Here is an 18,206-nt window from a genome sequence, read left to right as displayed (position 1 = left end):
ATGGCGACGCTGTTGGAACGCCTGGGGCAAGCCAAGAAGTTTGTCGACGGGGTGCTCGGGGCCGACAAGTACCAGCACTACCTGGAACACCATGAACGCAATCATCCTGGCTCCAAGCCAATGACCGAGCGCGAATTCTGGAAGGACTACACCGACTGGCAGGAAAAGAATCCTGAAGGGCGTTGCTGCTGAACGCGACTGGTACCGGCCGTGAGAACCATTGGCGAAAGCGGATGGGGCTCGCGGCCGGTTTCGTTTTATGTCGACCCCGCTGCCGGGAACACTGCGGTGATCCCGGTAGGCTAGAACCAGTAATTCATCGGAAACCACCGGCAGAGAAGTGTAATGGCGTTCTTTTCACGACTGCGCGCTGAGCGTGCTGCTGCTCGCGAACTTGGCGAGGGCGTCTGGCGTCGCGCCCATGACCGTTTCCAGCGGTCATTGGACCGGGTCTTCCAGGTGGTAGAGGGCATCAACGATGACCAGGTTTACAACCAGCTGGTCCGAGAAGCCAATGAGATGGCTGTGCTGTTGCCGACCGTGCGCCAGCTTTGCTGTGCGGCGCATCGGATCACCCCGAGCAATGACGACACGATCCCGCAGCTGACCTCTGCGGCGCATCGTTCGCTGACTAAGGCCGCCAACGATTTGGCGACGACCGCACAGGTCGTAGCGATGATGCGCATGCAGGCCGAAGCCGGCAAGCCGATCGATATCGAAGCCGTGCGCCATCGTGCCATGCTGGTGAAAGAAGACGTCAGCCGGGCCGTGCAATTGCTCGCTTCCAGCGAATAATTGGGTTTTCCCGATCGCTCGCGTGGTGTTCCACCGCACAGGGCGCATCAGTGGACTAAATTAGTTGCATGACCCATACAATTCCTGAACTGAAGTTCCTTGACGGAAACACCATCGACCAGCTTGGCTACGGCGTCTGGAAGGTCGCCGACGAGGACGCGGAAGCAGTCGTTGGCCAGGCCATCGACGCCGGCTACCGCCACATCGACACCGCACGCATCTATGGCAACGAAGCTGGTGTCGGCCGCGCAGTTGCAGCCAGCACCGTGCCGCGCGAAGACCTCTTCATCACCACCAAGGTCTGGAACTCGGACCAGGGTTTCGAGAAGACCCTCGCCGCAGCGGATGCCTCGCTGGAACGGCTCGGACTGGAATACGTCGACCTGTACCTGATCCACTGGCTGCAGCCCAAGCGCGGCACCTACGTGGATACGTGGAAGGCACTGATCCAGCTGCAGAAGGACGGCAAGGCCAAGTCCATCGGCGTTTGCAACTTCACCAAGGAAGCACTGGAAGAGCTCTACACCGAAACCGGCGTCCGCCCGGTGATCAACCAGGTCGAAACCCATCCGTACTTCCCGCAGGGCGAGCTGCGCGCCTACGAGGCCGAGCACGGCATCCTGCACCAGTCCTGGTCCCCGCTGGGCCACGGCGGCGAACTGCTCAGCGACCCAGTGCTGGTGGAGATCGCCAAGAAGCATGAAGCATCGGTGGCGCAGGTAGTCATCGCGTGGCACCTGGCGGTAGGCAACGTGGTCATCCCGAAGTCGACCACCGAATCGCGCATCGTCGAGAACTTCGAATCGCTGAACGTGCAGCTGGACGAGGAAGATCTGGCTGCCATCGCTACCCTGGACCGCGGAGCGGAAGGCCGTATCTCGGCTGACCCGGCAACCGCCGACTTCGAGTAAAAAAGCTAGGCAGAACAGAAGGCTCCCGGTTTCTTCCGAAACCGGGAGCCTTCTGCCGCAACTGCCTTGTGCCTGGCCTCTAGCAGTCCAGTACGGTTGGTGCAGCGAACAGCGTATCGACGCCTTCGGCGTACAGAACCGAGTCGGGAGCTCGATCAGCGAGAGTGGCGAAACCGGCGGCACGCAGAAGGCCATCGTCGAATTCAACGAGTTGTGCAGGTTGCAGCGGCCACGGTTCATGGTGGTTCCGGCAGTGCAAGGTGCGCCCAAGATGCCGCTGGTGGAACGCCCACTGTGCCGATAGCGCGATGGCGGTCTGCGAACCCGGGGTAATTGGATCGGCACTGGCAGAAGCTTCTACCGGACGCACGACGATGCGGGAACGTGCGCTCGGATTTCCGATGCGCCGTGTTGCATAGCTGATCGTGCCGGCCTTCTTCAGGATTTTCATGGACGACCACTGGTACTTCAACCCGAAGACTGCCCGCGCCATGAGCACAGGTAGCAGGCGTGATGCTTCAAGGCTCAGGAATACCACTGCGCGGCGTCCTTGATTGTCAACGGAATAGAGGCGCACATTGATCTCCGGGAAGTCACCCAACCACGGAATCGCAGGACCGGAGAAGAACGCACTGCGCGACATCTGGAAAGCGACGAGGCCCACCCAAGCGCTGCCGGCGACAATATCTGGCCGGCATCCTTCGGGCATGTACGGCGCCACCTCATCCGGGCTAACCCGCCAATGCAGGAACGCTACTTCGCTCCACCGTTGGCGCATGATCGCGTTGCCGCCTAGCGATGGCGGTTCAGGGGAGTACTGCAAGGATTGCATCAGTTTGGAATTCCTTGGAAATTGCTGTCGAAGGCTTATACCGCTATTGCCGGTCGCGAACCAGGATCGATGATCTGCTGATCGCGGAGTGAAGAATCGTTTGCCGGCTCTGGCCTAATTGAATATCCAAAAGCGCCGTTGGGCAAGATGCGGGATAAGAATGGACTGCGTGGGAATCGAAGACCCCGGGACCAGTCATGAAAATCCATTGAAAATTGCGAAAACCCCGGAATCATGCGGCAAGCGCGATTCCGGGGTTTTCTTCACAACGAGCCCCCTGCCGGATTTGAACCGGCGACCTGCTCTTTACGAGGGAGCTGCTCTACCCCTGAGCTAAGGAGGCCTGTACCTGCAAACAGGCACCACGTCACTTTATCCGAGGAATTGTCTGAACGTCAAAACGGCGACGACATCATCAAGCCCAATCAGCACCGGGTGCCGGCTTCGGGGACTTTGCCGTCAATCAGGTACTCATCCACCGCTTTGGTAATGCATTCATTGGAGCGTCCATATGCGGTGTGGCCATGGCCTTCATAGGTCAGCAGGGTCGCGTTATCCAGCTGCTGCGCCAATGCCTCAGACCATGCGTAGGGGGTAGCTGGATCGCCGACGGTGCCAATGACGAGGATCTCATTCGAGCCTTCCGCGTCGAGGACCTCAGGCTTGCCAGTGGCGTCGTGGTCCCAGGCCTCGCAGGTGATGCCGCCGTAGGCGAGATACTTGCCCAAGGTCGGGGCCGCACGCATCAACTCTGTTGCTTCGGCCTGCATCGCTTCTGGACTGGCGTCCATTGGACGGTCCAGGCAATTGATGGCGGTGAAAGCATCGGTGGAATTCGATGCATACGTGCCGTCGCCCTCGCGGTCCGCCGAGAGATCCGCGAAGCCGAGGATCATATCCACATCCGCGTCGTTGACGGCAGCGTTCGTCGCATCGGTCAAAATGGGCCAGCTGGAATCGTCATACAGCGGCAAGATGAAGCCGTTGATGAAGTCGATGATCGGCACTGCACGCCCGTCGCTGGCAGTCATTGGTTCGTTCTCCACCTGCGCAAAGAACTGCTGCAGCTGCACCTTGGCCTCTTCAACGGTTCCAGTGAACGGGCACTCACCGCTTTCAAGGCAATTGGCGAGCCACGCGTCGATCTCCTTCTCGAAGCCAACGGCCTGGGCCAAGGTGAGGTCCGAAGCTGTGCTGGTTGGATCCATGGCGCCATCGAGTACGAAGCGACCCACATTCCGAGGGAACAAATCAGCGTAGGTTGCTCCGAGGAAGGTTCCATAGGAGAAACCGAGGTAGTCCAGCTGTGCATCACCGAGCACAGCACGGATCACGTCCATGTCCTTCGCTGCCGAAACGGTATCGACGTGGCCTAGGAGATTGCCGGTATTGGACGCGCAGTCAGCTGCGTAGTCCTCGGTATCCTCGACAATTTCGTCCTGGTCTTCAGGAACCCAAGCCCGCAGGTTTTCCTGGCGTCCCTCATCGGTCTCGGCACCGCTTTGGCAGGTGACCGGGGAGCTTTCTCCCACGCCTCGCGGATCGAATCCGATGACGTTGTAGGCGCGCTGCAGGTCAGCGCTGAACATGCCTGGTACCGAGGACGCCACCAGATCCAGGCCGGATCCGCCTGGGCCGCCGGGGTTTACCAGCAGATTGCCTGTCGCTCCGTCCACTGCGCGGCGGTTCAACGCCAGATCAATGCTCTCGCCTTCGGGATCGGCATAGTCCAGCGGAACCTCTATGGTGGCGCATTCGATGATGCTGCCGCATTCTTCCCAATCGAGGTCTTGGCTGTAGAAGGATTCCAATCCTTGCGGCGTACTGGCGTTGGGCGCGGACTGCGACGCATCCGATGCGCCGGACTGCGAATCCGCTGTAGTGGAAGAGCAGCCGGCCAGGGTCAAAGCCAGAGCGGTCCCCACTGCGGCCAAGCGCATCATCGGTGAGCGTGCAGGCACTTTTAGTGTCTCCTTGTGATGGGTTAACGGCGTCCCGGCTGCGGCAGCAAACGGGTCATGAGTGCTTCCAGGGCCATGAGCTGGTTGACGTTGGCAGCCAAGCGGCTGCGCGTTTCATTGATGGCATCAAGCTGGGCCAAGGACTTCTCGCTGGACTGTTCCGCTGCGAAACGTTCGAGCTTCTCGCGCAGGTGCTCGTTGATCAGCTCAATTCCGGTATTCAGCTGGATGCTCAAAACATCGCGGAAGAATGTGGTCAGGTCTGTCAGGGTACGGTCCAAGGCATCGAAAGCCGCACGCCGAGCGAATCGCTTGGCATCATCCTCCAGCGCCTTGAACTGTCCACGCAATCCAGCGGGGATGTTCTCCTCTGGGCCCAAGCCGTTGGCGTGGCGCAGCTGGGCAATCTTGTTCTGCAGATCGGTGCCGGTAATGTTCTCGGCACGCTCGCTGGCCAGTTTGGAAATTTCTGCGGCAGCGGCCATCGCCTGCGGCAAGGTGGTGGTGCGCAACGGCAGGGTAACGACTTTTTCACGCTGGATGCGTGCTTGCTCGTCACGGGCCAGCAAACGGGCTACGCCAATGTGGGACTGCGAGACACGGGCAGCGAACAGCGCCTGTTCCGGTTCCAGCCCGTCACGGCGCACCAGAAGATCCGCAACATCCTGGGTGGACGGCACGGAGAGATTTATCGCGCGGCACCGTGATCGAATGGTCACCAGGACATCTGCAGGAGACGGGGCGCTCAGGATCCAGATCATCTTGGCGGGCGGTTCTTCAATGGCCTTGAGCAGCACGTTGGTGCTGCGCTCGGACATGCGGTCGGCATCTTCGATGATGATGATGCGCCAGCGGCCGGTGCCAGCACTTTCCTGTGCACGGGTAATCAGATGGCGGACGTCAGCGATCTGGTACTCGAATTTGTCGGTGGATACGAAGGACACATCCGGGTGCTCCGAATTCATGACCATTTTGCAGTTGGCGCACTGCCCGCAGCCGGCCGGGGCCTGGGTGCACTGCAAAGCTGCCGCGAAAGCCCGCGCCGCGGTGGTACGGCCCGATCCCGGGGGACCGGTCACCAGCCAGGCATGGGTCGGGTTGCCGCGATCAACCTCAGCGGTCAACGTGGCAATGACACGTTCCTGCCCGGCAAGTTCTGCGAAGACCGGCCGGGTCACAGCAAGCCTGCCAAATGCTGCGCAACCGACTGGTGCAGCTGCTCCACGCTGGCGGTGGCATCCAGGACCAGATAGCGCTGCGGATCACGGGCCGCCAAGTCGAGGAAGGCGTTGCGGATGCGTTCATGGAAATCATCCGGCTCGGATTCCAAGCGATCCGAATCCTCCACGCCGCCGCTGGCCGCAATGCGCCGGGCACGTCCCTGTGCGGCGGAGATATCAAGAATGATGGTGGCATCCGGCTTCAGTCCGCCGGTCGCGAAGTCATTGATCGATGCGACGGCATCAAAGCCGAGGGCGCGGCCCATGCCCTGGTAAGCCAGCGAGGAATCAACGAATCGGTCGCAGATGATGTGGGTTCCGGCATCCAGCGCGGGGGAGATGACCTGCTGGACATGGGCGGCACGCGCCGCCGAGTAAATCAGGGCCTCGGTACGGGCATCGATCTCGCCGTGGCCGTGTTCGAGCACCAAGGAACGCAGCTCTTCGCTGACCTGGGTTCCGCCTGGCTCACGGGTAGTGGTGACCTTGGCGCCACGGGACTCCAGCCACTGCTGGGCCAGGGCGACCTGCGTGGACTTCCCAGCGCCGTCACCGCCTTCAAAAACGATGAACAAGCCACGGGTTGGGGTACTCGATTCGATACTCACCCCACTAGCCTATCCAAGGACATTTAAAGATGTGCGTTGCAACGGCAGGATGTGCAACGAAAATGCACCCAGTGTGGTGGATCAGTCAGATGAAATGTAGTGAAATCCACCGGCTGGCAGCGTCAAAGGAAGCGTAGAGTTTTTTCCATGAACCCCCGCACCGCAGAATCAGGCGCCAATCCGGCCTGGGATCCGAAAACTTTGCTCGTTGCCGGTGGGCGTCCGGCCCATGGCTACGATGCTCCAGTCAACCACCCGGTGACCTTCACCTCGACCTACCACTCCAGAGGCCAGGCGGTGCCGGGTGAACGCGTATATGCGCGCTTCTCCAATCCGACCTGGGATCCGTTTGAAGAAGTACTGGGCCAGCTCGAAGCGGCAACGCTGCCTGCCCTGGTGTTCTCCTCGGGCATGGCAGCTATTGCCGCCGCACTGAGCATCGTGCCAGAGGCCGGCGTGCTGGTGATGCCGCAGCATTCCTATAACGGTTCGCTGGCGTTGAGCGCAGAGCTGCAAGAGGCGGGACGGCTGCGCATTCGCCCGGTGGATATTGCCAACACCGAAGAAGTGCTCGCTGCCTTGGAGGGGGCCGATGTGCTCTGGGTGGAATCGCCAACCAACCCGATGCTGGAAGTCGCCGACCTGCCGACCCTGCTGGCTGCCGCCAAAGCGAAGAACGTCGTGAGCATCGTGGATAACACCTTTGCCACCCCACTGCTCCAGCAGCCGCTGGTCCACGGTGCCGACCTTGTAGTTCACTCGGTGACCAAGTACCTGTCGGGCCACTCGGACGTGATCATGGGCGCGCTGGTCACCAGCGACGAGCAGCTCCACAGCCGCCTGCATGGGTACCGGACCTTGCATGGCGCGATCGCCGGCCCGATGGATACCTTCCTCGCATTACGCGGGGTGCGCACCATGGCCGTGCGCCTTCAGCGTTCGCAGTCAAACAGCCAGGTGCTGGCAGAACGCCTCGCGGCACATCCCAAGGTGCAGGCCGTACGCTACCCGGGACTGCCCAACGACCCGGGCCACGCGCGCGCCGCGGACCTCATGGGCGGGTTCGGGTCGGTGATCGCCTTTGAAGCGGGAAGCACCGCCGAAGAAGCGGACCGGGTACTGGAAGCCTTCCAGCTCATCACCGGCGCCACCTCGCTTGGAGGCGTGGAGTCCCTGGCTGAGCGCCGGGCCCGCCACGCTTCGGAGCCGGCCAGCGTCCCGGCCAGCCTGATCCGACTGTCAGTAGGCATTGAAGAGGTGGAAGACCTCTGGGCCGATCTGCAGCAAGCGCTGGACCGGCTTTGATGCCCGCGGGCGCTGATTTCCGCGCGTGGCACAGCGCCCATCATTTGCGCGAAAAAGGTAGAGTACAAGCATGAACATGTTGCGCATGGCCCAAATAATCGAGTACTACATGATGATCGCTTTGAGCATTGTCATCGTTGCGCTCGCCGTCTGGGCTTTGGTTGATTGCCTGCGTCATGGCGCAGATCGCTTCGCCCAGGAAGGCAAGCGCACCAAGGGGTTCTGGCTTGGACTGACCGTCGCCAGCACCGCCGTGGCACTGCTTGGCATCTTCAGCCAGGGCGGAATCGGCTTCCTGCAGCTGATCGGCGCCTGCATCGCCTGCGTGTACCTCGCGGATGTCAAGCCTGCCGTCAGCGGCAAGGGCGGCGGCTGGTACAACTACTAGGCGTGCCAAGGCACCAAGTTTTCCCGAAGACCTGCATCCGCATCTTGGCGGACTGCAGGTCTTCGCACTTTAATCACGGGCCTTAACTTTCGCACGAGCAGGCTTGCGCATTGGTTAGGATGGATTACATGAGCCACACTTTGATTTTGCTTCGCCACGGACAGAGCGAATGGAACGAAAAGAACCTGTTCACCGGTTGGTACGACGTATCGCTGACCGAGAAGGGCCGTGCTGAAGCTGCCCGCGGCGGCCAGCTGCTGACCGAAGCTGGCTACAAGCCGGAGGTGCTTCACACCTCCTTGCTGACCCGCGCCATTGTTACCGCGAACCTGGCCCTGGAAGCCGCTGGCCGTTCGTGGATCCCGGTGAACCGCGACTGGCGCCTGAACGAGCGCCACTACGGTGCGCTGCAGGGCAAGGACAAGGCGCAGACCTTGGCCGAGTTCGGCGAAGAGCAGTTCATGGAATGGCGTCGCAGCTACGACACCCCGCCACCAGCACTGGATGATTCCTCGGAGTTCAGCCAGATCAACGACGAGCGCTATGCGGCATTGGGCGACTCCGCCCCACGCACCGAGTGCCTCAAGGACGTGCTGGATCGCATGCTTCCCTACTGGGAGAACAACATCAAGGCCGACCTGTCGGCAGGCAAGACCGTCATGGTCACCGCCCACGGCAACTCGCTGCGTGCGCTGGTCAAGCACCTGGATGGCATCAGCGATGAAGACATTGCTGGCCTGAACATCCCAACCGGCATCCCGCTGGTCTATGAGCTGGATGACAACTTCCAGCCAATCACCAAGGGCGGAACCTACCTGGATCCAGCAGCCGCTGCGGACGCCATCAAGGCCGTTGCCAACCAAGGCCGCAAGTAGGACACGCTTTTCGGCGGCATCGGGGCTGCTGGCTACTCGCCAGTAGTTCGCGATGCCGCCGTCCGCTTGTTAACGCCGAGGTAACGCCAAGCATCCGGCTGTGAGCGAAACAACTGCGCACGATTGTATTTTTGGCATTAGTATGCTGTAATCTCCTATTTCGAATAGGCTCAATGGCTCACGTTAGGAATGCAATTCGTGGCAACTGATTACGATGAAGTCCGCCCAGACGTTGCTGAGGCACGTAAGGCTTCTCTGGATGCGGTGAAGTCCGCAAACGCACCGGACGCCAAGTCGGTGGTGCGCGAGCTCGACGAGACCGACCACACCGATGGCATGGATCTGCCAGGTGCGGATCTATCCAACGAGGAATTGACCGTTACGGTCATTCCGCAGAAAGACGACGAGTTCATTTGCGGCTCGTGCTTCTTGATTCGCCACCGTTCGCAGCTGGTGCGCGAAGAGGGCAATGTAGGCTTCTGCGTCGAGTGCGAAGGCTAGAAGCCCGCTAGACGCTGGCGCCACTTGCGCGCCAACAACCTGCGAGGGCAGTCCACCGATCGGTGGACTGCCCTCTGCTGGTTTAACGGGCTGGATTCCCCGGATGGGACCGGACTCCAACGGCGGTCCCTGGGGTGCCCAGCGCTGCGTCGTGCGTCCGCTGGCATCCTGCCGGGGCAATGGCTGGATGTGCGCTCACCGGGAGCGCGTGGAGCTGCATGGCCGGACGAGGCGCAGCACTGCCATGCCAACGGGGCCGCGGGCCACGGCACGGTACCCAGTTCGCGCCGCGATGCGAAGGCTTCCCGGACCCCGGACACCCAGTTTCAGTGCTGAATGAGCTGGAGAGCAAAAATGGCGTCTGCCATCCGGTGGTACCGGATGGCAGGCGCCAAGGCGCAGCCTTATAGCTTAGGTCCGCGGACCTAGATCTCGGTGGGGTCCCATTCGCCGGTCACCAGATAGGTGACCTTGCGAGCTACGGACACACCATGATCGCCGAAGCGCTCAAGGTAGCGGCTGGTCAGCGATACGTCCACGGTGGTGGGTGCATTGGCATCCCAGTCGTCGGCCGCGACCAGGGTGAAGACGCTGGAGTGCAAGCGATCCAGCTGGTGGTTCAGCTCGATAATTTCGGTAGCGATCTGCAGATCGCGGGTGTCGAGCAAACGCGCAACGGCCTTGGCGATGTCAATATCGATCTTTGCCATCTGGGCAAAGGTGTCGGAAATCCTGGCTGGGATTGCCGGGTTGGGGAAGCGCAGGCGGGCCAGCTGCGCCAAGTGGCGTGCCAAGTCGCCCATGCGCTCCAGCGAAGCACTCATGCGCAGCGAACCGACGATCATGCGCAGATCGCTGGCTACCGGTCCCTGCAAAGCCAAAGTATCGATAGCGCGCTCATCGAGCTGGTTCTGCAGGAAGTCGATCTTCGCGTCCGCTGCGATGACTTCCTGGGCCAGGTCGACGTCGACGTTGGCTAGCGAATCCCAAGCTCGATCCATTGCGGTTGCGACCTGGTTGGCCATCTCAATGAGTTCTTCGCCAATTTGCTGCAGGTCTGCTTGAAATACCTTACGCACAGCAGTTCCTTTCGAGTGTCGGTATCCATGCCGGATGGTGGACTGCCGTGGCAGCCAACCGCCCCGAAACAGTTTTGTGGCATGGTGGAGGGTCTTGCTCCAGCTTGTCAGCGGGTGATTAACGAATATGCCACGAAAGGTGAACGTTTGGTGAACAGCGCGCCGAAATCGACTAAATCACGTCATTTAGGGCCGGTGCCACCCAAAGGTGAAGCTAGTCTAAAGATGTGAACGAAGTGATCTCGACTCTTATAGCCGGCGTCCTCGGCCTGGCTCTGGGGATCGTTGGCGTCATCGCCTTCCGGCTTTCCCAGAACCGCTCCTCGAAGCTGCCGCAGGTCGACGAACCCGTGCTCCCCGAGGGAGCCGCCGCCGTCCTGTCGGTCATTGGACGCGCCTTCGTGATCCTTGATGACGTCGACGGGGTGGTCCGGGCCAACCCCGCTTCCTATGCCTACGGACTGGTGCGAGGACACACGCTCGTCCACAACGAACTGCTCTCGCTGGTGCGGCAGGTTCGCGCCGACGGCGTGATTGCCGAAAGCCAGTACGAGCTGCAACGCTCCACGCTGGGTGCCGGGCAGCTAATTGTCCATGTGCGCGTGGCACCGCTGGGCGACGAGTACATTCTCCTGCTGGCCGACGACCGTACCGAAATCACCCGTACCGAAGCGATGCGCAACGACTTCGTGGCCAACGTTTCCCACGAGCTGAAGACTCCGGTCGGCGCGATCGGCCTGCTGGCCGAGGCCATTACCGAGGCTGCCGATGACCCCAAGGCGGTACGCCGCTTCTCCACCCGGATGGACAAGGAATCGCGGCGCCTGGCCGCCCTGGTCCAGGACATTATCGAGCTCTCCCGCCTGCAGGCATCCGATGCCATCGTGCAGGGCCAAGAAGTGAATATCGACAGCGTCGTGGCCGAGGCAGTTGACCGCAGCCACCTGATTGCCGAGGAAAAGGGCATCGCCATCACCGTAGGCGGACATCTCGAGGAGCCGATCCTGGGCGATGCGGACCTGCTGATGACTGCGATCCGCAACCTGATCGATAATGCCATCCGCTACTCCCCGGAGAACACCACGGTAGGCGTGGGCATCCGGCAGCGTGATGGCTATGCGCAGATCTCGGTCACCGACCAGGGACCCGGGATTTCGGCCGAAGAGCAGGAACGCGTTTTCGAGCGCTTCTACCGCGTGGACTCCGCACGTTCGAGGCAGACCGGGGGCACCGGCCTGGGGCTGAGCATCGTCAAGCACGTGCTGGCCAACCACGGCGGCGAAGTGTCGCTGTGGTCGCAGCCGGGCCACGGATCCACATTTACCCTAAGACTTCCCCTAGCGGACGAAGAACCGGCGACCAGCAATGTGCTTGCCGGCCAGACGATGAAGGAACGAACGATCGAGACGAATGCGTCCGATCGTGAAGGAGGACGCCGATGACCCGCATATTGATCGTTGAGGACGAGGAATCGCTCTCTGACCCGCTGTCCTACCTGCTGGAACGCGAAGGTTTCGAAGTCCGGATCGCCGACGACGGCCTGAAGGCCGTGACCGAGTTCGAACGCCATGGCGCAGACCTGGTGCTGCTGGATCTGATGCTCCCGGGCCAGCCCGGAACCGAGGTGATCCGCCAGATCCGCCTGAACAGCCAGGTCCCGGTCATCATGCTCACCGCAAAGGACTCGGAGATCGATAAGGTCGTCGGCCTGGAGCTCGGCGCCGACGACTACGTCACCAAGCCGTACTCCTCCCGCGAATTGCTGGCCCGCATCCGTGCTGTGCTGCGCCGCCAGGGCGAAGGCGAAGAACTGATCAGCAATGTGGTCACCGCCGGTCCGGTGCGAATGGACGTGGAACGCCACGTGGTCTCGGTCGACAACACCGAGGTATCCATGCCGCTGAAGGAATTCGAGCTGCTGGAAATGCTGTTGCGCAACGCCGGTCGAGTGCTCACCCGGGGCCAGCTGATTGACCGCGTCTGGGGCAGCGACTACGTGGGGGACACCAAGACTTTGGATGTGCACGTCAAGCGCCTGCGCTCCAAGATCGAGGTCGACCCGGCGGTGCCCGAACGCCTGGTGACCGTGCGCGGGCTGGGCTACAAGTTCGTGGTCTAAAGCCAAAGAGCCCGGATACGGCAAGAGCCTCGGGCAGAATCTTTCGATTCTGCCAGAGGCTCTTGTTTTGTCTTGCGCGAAGCTTAGTGGCCCGAAGTGGAGTGGGTCTCTTCTGGAATCAGGTGCTCGGTAACCGACTGATCAGCACCGCCTGGTACGAAGTCGCGGTATTCAGCCAGGGTGCCATCGACAACTGGAACGCTGAATTCCACGTTCTCACCGGCAACGGTGAAGACCGAGTCGGCGTGTTCGCCAGCTGCAATGCCCATGTTCTTGATGATCTGCTGGTTCTTGTCTTCTTCAAGCTTGATGGTGCCGTCTGCAGGAACCTGGATGGAGACAGGTGCTGCGTTGTCAGCCTTGACCGACAGGGTCAGCGCGGAATCGCCGGCGTTGACTACGGAGCCGATCAGGCGGGCTTCAGTGTCGTCGCTGTTGGTGACGAACATCAGGTTGCGGACCTTTGCGTCTGCGACATCGACGTTGACGCCATCGCTGGCGGCGTAGTCGGTGTTGGTGGCCTGCTCGTTGATGGCGCCACAGCTGGTGACACCGAATGCCAGGGCAGCCACAGCGAGGGACGCGGCAATGCGACGTCCAGCGGTCATGCGTGCGGTGATCACGACACTAACTCCTCGGTGAGAAAAATGAGTTGCTTCGGTTCGTGGTCTGCTTAATCGAATGCACCTAGGGCAGGCGCAATCGAAAATTGGACCACGATTACCTCTAAGCCTAGCTGTTTTTCACGCAAAGACGCGATTTAGCGACGTGCAACACACGCATTTCGACAAGTTGTAGACAACCGATGCGGGGAAGGGGGTTGGTGCGCAGTCGACTGCCCTACCTTCTTCATAGCATGTTTCTCTTGCAAGTGGAAGAGGCATTTCCGCGTGAATTCGCGGTTATATGGGGCACAGGCGCAGGATCCGGAATAGCAAACATGGTAGACTAGGGCGTGGGAAAGGGGTTTATCCACATGGTTTTTGAGGTTGGCGAGACTGTTGTCTACCCGCACCACGGTGCCGCGATGATCGAAGAGATCAAGATGCGCAAGATCAAGGGCGAAGAGAAAATGTATCTCAAGCTCAAGGTGGCTCAGGGCGACCTGACCATCGAGGTTCCTGCTGAGAACGTTGATCTTGTTGGCGTACGTGACGTGGTAGGTCAGGAAGGCTTGGACCATGTGTTCGATGTCCTTCGTGCTGAATTTACCGAAGAGCCGACCAACTGGTCGCGCCGCTACAAGGCAAATGTCGAGAAGCTCGCTTCCGGCGATGTCATCAAGGTTGCAGAAGTAGTCCGCGACTTGTGGCGCCGAGAAAATGACCGTGGTCTGTCGGCAGGCGAAAAGCGCATGCTGGCAAAAGCTCGCCAGGTATTGATCAGTGAATTGGCCTTGGCCAAGGATCTGGACGAGGCCAAGGCAGAAGGCCTCTTGGACGAGGTTCTGGCTTCGGCCTAGCCCCGTTCCGGTAACGCATCGCCGTGAAACGCTCCCAAGCGTTTCACGGCTTTTGGCGTTAAAGCGGCCAAGGCTGAACCGCGCGGCACGATAAGCTGGGCGCTGTGAAGCAAAGCGAAGTGCATAACTCAAGCCTGATCCTCGTGGCTGCTGGAATGGGAACCCGCCTCGGCGCTGGCCTTCCCAAGGCGATGGTCCAGGTGGCCGGAAAATCCCTGGCTGAACATGCCGTGGACCGGGCGCTGGGAATTCCGCAGATCACCGAAATCATCGTGGTTACCCCGCCGCAGGACGAACGCCTGGCCGCGGCCATGGCGCAGTACGGGGACAAGGTGCACACCGTGCCCGGTGGCGCCAGCCGCGCCGCGTCGGTCCGTGCCGGCTTGGCTGTAGCCAGTTCCGCCGCCACCAACATTCTGGTCCATGACGCCGCCCGTGCTTTTGCCCCGGCGAAGCTGCATGAACAAGTGCTTGGAGCTCTGGCCGACGAGCAGTGCAACGCCGTCATCCCGGCGCTGAACGTCACCGACACCATCTGCGTGGTGGAGCTCGATGCCGCCGGCGAGCACGAAATCATCAAGGAAACCCCGGCACGTTCCATCCTGCGCGCGGTGCAAACCCCGCAGGGCTTTGACGCGCAGCTGTTGCGCGATGCCCACGCCCAACTGGATGGCTGCACCGAGGCAGAACTGGAGAAGGTTACCGACGACGCGTCGATCGTGCGGGCTTTCGGAGCCGAAGTCCATGTGGTGCCGGGATCGCAGCAAGCCATGAAGGTCACCTATTCCGGAGATCTCGACGCGGCAGGCAAGCTCGCGGCGAACCAGCCCGCGGCCACCCCAAGCGCAAAGGAAGAAACCATGATCCTGCCACGAGTCGGCAACGGCATCGATGTTCACGCGGTCAGCGAAGACCCGACTCGCGAAATGTGGCTGGCAGGACTGCACTTCCCGGAAGACACCGGGCTTTCGGGCCACTCCGATGGCGACGCGGTAGCGCACGCGGCCTGCGATGCGCTGTTCTCCGCGGCGGGCATTGGCGATCTGGGCACGCACTTCGGGGTGGACCGACCGGAATTCGCCGGGGCCAGCGGTGTGAGCCTGATTGCAGAAGCCGCCCGCCTGGTGCGGGAGGCGGGATTCGAAATCGGCAATGTCGCGGTGCAGTTCGTTGGCCGCCGCCCGCGCTTTGCCGCGCGCCGCGAAGAAGCCAGCAAAGTGCTGAGCGAGGCTATCGGCGCCCCAGTCAGCGTCATTGCGACCACCAGCGACGGGCTGGGCTACGAGGGGGAAGGCAAGGGCGTGACAGCCTATGCCACCGCACTGGTCTACCCGGTATCGGGCTAGGCCCCTTGGCGCAACCGCGGGGCTTCGATCATCGAGAGTGTCACAAGTGAAGTACAAAGGGTGCATCCATCGGATAACCTTAAAGGCGTGAGCCTGCGATTCTATGACACCAAAACAGCATCCGTACGCGACTTCCAGCCATTGGCGGAAGGCGAAGTCAAGCTGTACTACTGTGGCGCCACCGTGCAGGGCATGCCGCACGTGGGCCACGTCCGCAGCGCCATTGTCTTCGACCTGTTGGTGCGCTGGCTCGAATACCGCGGCTTTACCGTCACCACCGTCCGCAACGTGACCGACATCGATGACAAGATCCTGGAGAAGTCGGCGAAATCCTTCGCCGAGGACTTCGAGGCGGATGCCCATTACAAGCCGCGCGAAGAATGGTTCGCCCTGGCGTACCGCTTCGAGCAGGAATTCGCACGGGCCTACGAGGCTCTGGGTGTCCAACGCCCGACTTACGAGCCCCGCGCGACCGGCCACATCACCGAAATGCATGACCTGATTGCACAGCTGATCGAACGCGGCCATGCCTACCCGGCGGCCGACAGCTCCGGAGATGTCTATTTCGACGTGCGCTCCTATGAGCAGTACGGCGCACTGACCCGCCAGAAGATCGACGATATGCAGGACGCGCCGGATTCGGATCCGCGCGGCAAGAAGGATCCACGCGACTTCGCGCTGTGGAAGGGCTACAAGGGAACCGATCCGCTGACCGCTTCCTGGCCAAGCCCCTGGGGACGCGGCCGCCCAGGCTGGCACCTGGAATGCTCGGCGATGGCTGGCAAGTACCTGGGCAGCGAATTCGACATCCATGGCGGCGGACTGGATCTGCGCTTCCCGCACCACGAGAACGAAATGGCCCAGTCCAACGCGGCTGGCCACGGCTTTGCAAACTTCTGGATGCACAACGGCATGGTCACCTATGAGGGTGAGAAGATGTCCAAGTCCATTGGGAACACCATTTCCCCGGAAGAAATGCTCGCGCTGGCCGACGCCCGCGTGGTGCGCTACTTCCTGGGCCAGGCGCAGTACCGTTCGATGCTCGACTACCGCCCGGACTCGCTGACCGAAGCGGGGGCAGCGGTCGAACGCATCGACACCTTCATCTCCAACGCGCGCTACCGCCTGGGTGCCGTCGCCGAGTCGATCGTGGCCACCGGGGTTCCGGAAGCTTTCGGCACCGCGATGGATGATGACCTGAACGTTCCAATGGCGCTGGCCGCGCTGCATGAAACCGTGCGGCTGGGCAATGCATCCTTGGATAGCCGTGACGACGCTGCCACTGCCAAGGCCTTGGGCCAGGTCTTGGCCATGACCCAGGTATTGGGCCTGGATGATGCCGGCAGCAATGAAAGCTCGAAATCTTCTGCAGAGCACGCAGCCCTGGATCAGCTGATCCAGGCCCAGTTGGCTGAACGCGCCGAAGCACGCGCTGCCAAGGACTGGGCACGCTCCGACGCCATCCGCGATGCGCTGGCATCCGCTGGCATTACCGTGGCGGACTCGGCCGATGGCGCTCGCTGGACTCTGGACAACTAGTCGCGAACACGCGCGGCACCAACGAACTCAAAACTAAAGGACATGAACCAATGAACAAAAAGGGCCCAACCAAGGGTAGTGGTGGCAAGGGACGTCGTTCCCTCGAGGGCAAGGGCCCGACCCCCAAAGCGGAGGACCGCCCGTACCACAAGGCTTACCGTGCCAAGCAGCTCTCTGAGCGCTCGGCCGCCAAGCGCAGCACCGGCCGTCGAACCGACCGCATCAAGGTCAACGCCGAGTTCGTCACCGGCCGCAACTCCGTCGTTGAGGCGCTGCGCGCCGGCATCCCTGCCAAGGCGCTGCACGTTGCCATCCGCATCGACGTCGATGACCGCGTCCGCGAATCCCTGAAGCTGGCTGCCGAGCTGGGCATCCCGCTGATGGAAGCATCCAAGCCCGAGCTCGACCGCATGACCGATGACGCGATCCACCAGGGCATGGCCCTGCAGATCCCGCCATACGAATACAAGGATGCAGTCCAGCTGGCTACCAAGGCCATCAAGGACTTCGACAAGGGATACACCCGGACCCAGCCGCTGTTCCTGGCACTGGATGGCATCACCGACCCGCGTAACCTGGGTGCGATTGTCCGTTCGGCCTCGGCCTTCGGCGCAGACGGCGTGATCATTCCAGAGCGCCGCAGCGTCGGCATGACCGCTTCGGCATGGAAGACCAGCGCCGGTGCAGCTGTACGCGTACCAGTAGCCAAGTGCAGCAACCTGACCAGCGCACTGAAAGAAATCAAGGCTGCTGGCATTTTCGTGATCGGCCTCGACGCCGGTGGCGACATGGAGCTTCCGAACTTCGAATTGGCTACCGGCCCGCTGTGCATCGTGGTTGGTTCCGAAGGCAAGGGCCTGTCCCGGCTGGTCCGCGAAAACTGCGACGCCATCGTTTCGATTCCAATCGACTCGGCAATGGAATCGCTGAATGCTTCGATGGCTGTTGGCATCTCGCTCTACGAGGTATCGCGTTTGCGCGCTGGACAGTCCAAGTAGTCTCCAAGCACCGTGAAGGGGTCATAACTTTGCCAAGGCAAGTTATGGCCCCTTTTCATTGGGGTGACCTGCTTCATAACAACAATTTTCCGTTGTTTTTAGCCGATATTCACCTTGGACCGCAGGGAATCCGCATGATTCCGGGGATTCTGCGCAGGAAAGCATGGAAACTGGCCGATTTTGCGTCGTGGCTGAACCCGTGTAGAGTTTTATCTCGCGCCGCTGATCCGGACAGCCTGAAAGGGCGAAACGGAAACGGCGGGGTGA

General features: G+C 61.2%; 20 protein-coding genes and 1 tRNA gene. 14 read left to right on the top strand and 7 right to left on the bottom strand.

Annotated elements, in window-relative coordinates; translation table 11 throughout:
- The 3 genes from ACIOTL_RS12500 (at position 1) to ACIOTL_RS12490 (ending at position 1,706) form a co-directional block, all read left to right on the top strand.
- On the top strand, positions 1-192 hold the full coding sequence (locus ACIOTL_RS12500) for a YbdD/YjiX family protein (RefSeq protein ID WP_105658795.1): 192 nt from the start codon (positions 1-3) through the stop codon (positions 190-192).
- A 153-nt stretch (positions 193-345) separates the two neighbouring features.
- Positions 346-795, top strand: coding sequence for a hypothetical protein (locus tag ACIOTL_RS12495; RefSeq protein WP_105662501.1), 450 nt, complete (start codon positions 346-348; stop codon positions 793-795).
- A gap of 68 nt (positions 796-863) precedes the next feature.
- A complete protein-coding gene (locus ACIOTL_RS12490; RefSeq protein ID WP_400342914.1) occupies positions 864-1,706 on the top strand; it encodes an aldo/keto reductase in 843 nt (280 codons plus the stop codon).
- A 79-nt stretch (positions 1,707-1,785) separates the two neighbouring features.
- Here ACIOTL_RS12490 and ACIOTL_RS12485 read toward each other — a convergent pair whose 3' ends face one another.
- The 5 genes from ACIOTL_RS12485 to tmk all read right to left on the bottom strand — a co-directional run bounded on the left by ACIOTL_RS12485 (position 1,786) and on the right by tmk (position 6,327).
- Positions 1,786-2,538: a YqjF family protein gene (locus ACIOTL_RS12485; protein ID WP_105658792.1), complete on the bottom strand. Its 753-nt coding sequence runs from the start codon at positions 2,536-2,538 to the stop codon at positions 1,786-1,788.
- Between the two features lie 271 nt (positions 2,539-2,809).
- Positions 2,810-2,881, bottom strand: a tRNA-Thr gene (locus ACIOTL_RS12480).
- A gap of 82 nt (positions 2,882-2,963) precedes the next feature.
- The gene (locus ACIOTL_RS12475) at positions 2,964-4,499 is read right to left on the bottom strand and encodes an alpha/beta hydrolase (protein WP_400342911.1); all 1,536 of its coding nucleotides are present in this window, start codon (positions 4,497-4,499) and stop codon (positions 2,964-2,966) included.
- A gap of 23 nt (positions 4,500-4,522) precedes the next feature.
- Entirely contained in the window at positions 4,523-5,677 is a 1,155-nt protein-coding gene (locus ACIOTL_RS12470) for a DNA polymerase III subunit delta' (RefSeq protein WP_133835066.1), read from the bottom strand.
- Positions 5,674-6,327 (bottom strand): dTMP kinase, encoded by a 654-nt coding sequence (tmk, locus tag ACIOTL_RS12465; protein WP_388024209.1) that lies wholly within the window; start codon positions 6,325-6,327, stop codon positions 5,674-5,676. The genes ACIOTL_RS12470 and tmk overlap by 4 nt, the downstream gene beginning before the upstream one ends.
- A gap of 147 nt (positions 6,328-6,474) precedes the next feature.
- Here tmk and ACIOTL_RS12460 point away from each other — a divergent pair, with 147 nt between their 5' ends.
- The 4 genes from ACIOTL_RS12460 to ACIOTL_RS12445 all read left to right on the top strand — a co-directional run bounded on the left by ACIOTL_RS12460 (position 6,475) and on the right by ACIOTL_RS12445 (position 9,396).
- A complete protein-coding gene (locus ACIOTL_RS12460; protein WP_388024207.1) occupies positions 6,475-7,632 on the top strand; it encodes a trans-sulfuration enzyme family protein in 1,158 nt (385 codons plus the stop codon).
- 85 nt (positions 7,633-7,717) lie between these two features.
- On the top strand, positions 7,718-8,020 hold the full coding sequence (locus ACIOTL_RS12455) for a DUF2516 family protein (protein ID WP_332499012.1): 303 nt from the start codon (positions 7,718-7,720) through the stop codon (positions 8,018-8,020).
- A 128-nt stretch (positions 8,021-8,148) separates the two neighbouring features.
- Entirely contained in the window at positions 8,149-8,895 is a 747-nt protein-coding gene (locus ACIOTL_RS12450) for a phosphoglyceromutase (protein WP_105658786.1), read from the top strand.
- Positions 8,896-9,093: 198 nt separating this feature from the next.
- Complete coding sequence (locus ACIOTL_RS12445) at positions 9,094-9,396, top strand: DUF4193 domain-containing protein (protein WP_038993831.1); 303 nt, start codon at positions 9,094-9,096, stop codon at positions 9,394-9,396.
- Between the two features lie 425 nt (positions 9,397-9,821).
- Here the strand turns inward: ACIOTL_RS12445 and phoU are convergent, their stop codons facing one another.
- Complete coding sequence (gene phoU / locus ACIOTL_RS12440; RefSeq protein WP_133835063.1) at positions 9,822-10,475, bottom strand: phosphate signaling complex protein PhoU; 654 nt, start codon at positions 10,473-10,475, stop codon at positions 9,822-9,824.
- A gap of 227 nt (positions 10,476-10,702) precedes the next feature.
- Between phoU and ACIOTL_RS12435 the strand changes: the two genes are divergently transcribed.
- Positions 10,703-11,917 carry a cell wall metabolism sensor histidine kinase WalK gene (locus tag ACIOTL_RS12435; protein WP_388024205.1) on the top strand — a complete coding sequence of 405 codons (1,215 nt, stop codon included), beginning with the start codon at positions 10,703-10,705 and terminating at the stop codon, positions 11,915-11,917.
- Positions 11,914-12,594, top strand: coding sequence for a response regulator transcription factor (locus ACIOTL_RS12430; protein WP_105658784.1), 681 nt, complete (start codon positions 11,914-11,916; stop codon positions 12,592-12,594). The genes ACIOTL_RS12435 and ACIOTL_RS12430 overlap by 4 nt, the downstream gene beginning before the upstream one ends.
- A gap of 83 nt (positions 12,595-12,677) precedes the next feature.
- Here the strand turns inward: ACIOTL_RS12430 and ACIOTL_RS12425 are convergent, their stop codons facing one another.
- Positions 12,678-13,217, bottom strand: coding sequence for a hypothetical protein (locus tag ACIOTL_RS12425; protein WP_105658783.1), 540 nt, complete (start codon positions 13,215-13,217; stop codon positions 12,678-12,680).
- A gap of 353 nt (positions 13,218-13,570) precedes the next feature.
- Between ACIOTL_RS12425 and ACIOTL_RS12420 the strand changes: the two genes are divergently transcribed.
- The 5 genes from ACIOTL_RS12420 to ACIOTL_RS12400 form a co-directional block, all read left to right on the top strand.
- Positions 13,571-14,056, top strand: a complete 486-nt coding sequence (locus ACIOTL_RS12420; RefSeq protein ID WP_038993823.1) for a CarD family transcriptional regulator — start codon at positions 13,571-13,573, stop codon at positions 14,054-14,056.
- 119 nt (positions 14,057-14,175) lie between these two features.
- Positions 14,176-15,402: a 2-C-methyl-D-erythritol 4-phosphate cytidylyltransferase gene (gene ispD, locus ACIOTL_RS12415; RefSeq protein ID WP_388024203.1), complete on the top strand. Its 1,227-nt coding sequence runs from the start codon at positions 14,176-14,178 to the stop codon at positions 15,400-15,402.
- Positions 15,403-15,489: 87 nt separating this feature from the next.
- Positions 15,490-16,941, top strand: coding sequence for a cysteine--tRNA ligase (gene cysS, locus ACIOTL_RS12410; protein WP_400342908.1), 1,452 nt, complete (start codon positions 15,490-15,492; stop codon positions 16,939-16,941).
- A gap of 50 nt (positions 16,942-16,991) precedes the next feature.
- Complete coding sequence (gene rlmB, locus ACIOTL_RS12405) at positions 16,992-17,939, top strand: 23S rRNA (guanosine(2251)-2'-O)-methyltransferase RlmB (protein ID WP_105658780.1); 948 nt, start codon at positions 16,992-16,994, stop codon at positions 17,937-17,939.
- Between the two features lie 44 nt (positions 17,940-17,983).
- The coding region (locus ACIOTL_RS12400; RefSeq protein ID WP_400291624.1) for a hypothetical protein at positions 17,984-18,206 on the top strand (223 nt) is incomplete at its 3' end.

This window comes from Glutamicibacter sp. NPDC087673 (genome assembly GCF_044743255.1).
In the GTDB taxonomy this organism is placed as follows: domain Bacteria; phylum Actinomycetota; class Actinomycetes; order Actinomycetales; family Micrococcaceae; genus Glutamicibacter.
This window is presented reverse-complemented; position numbering and strand designations above follow the sequence as displayed.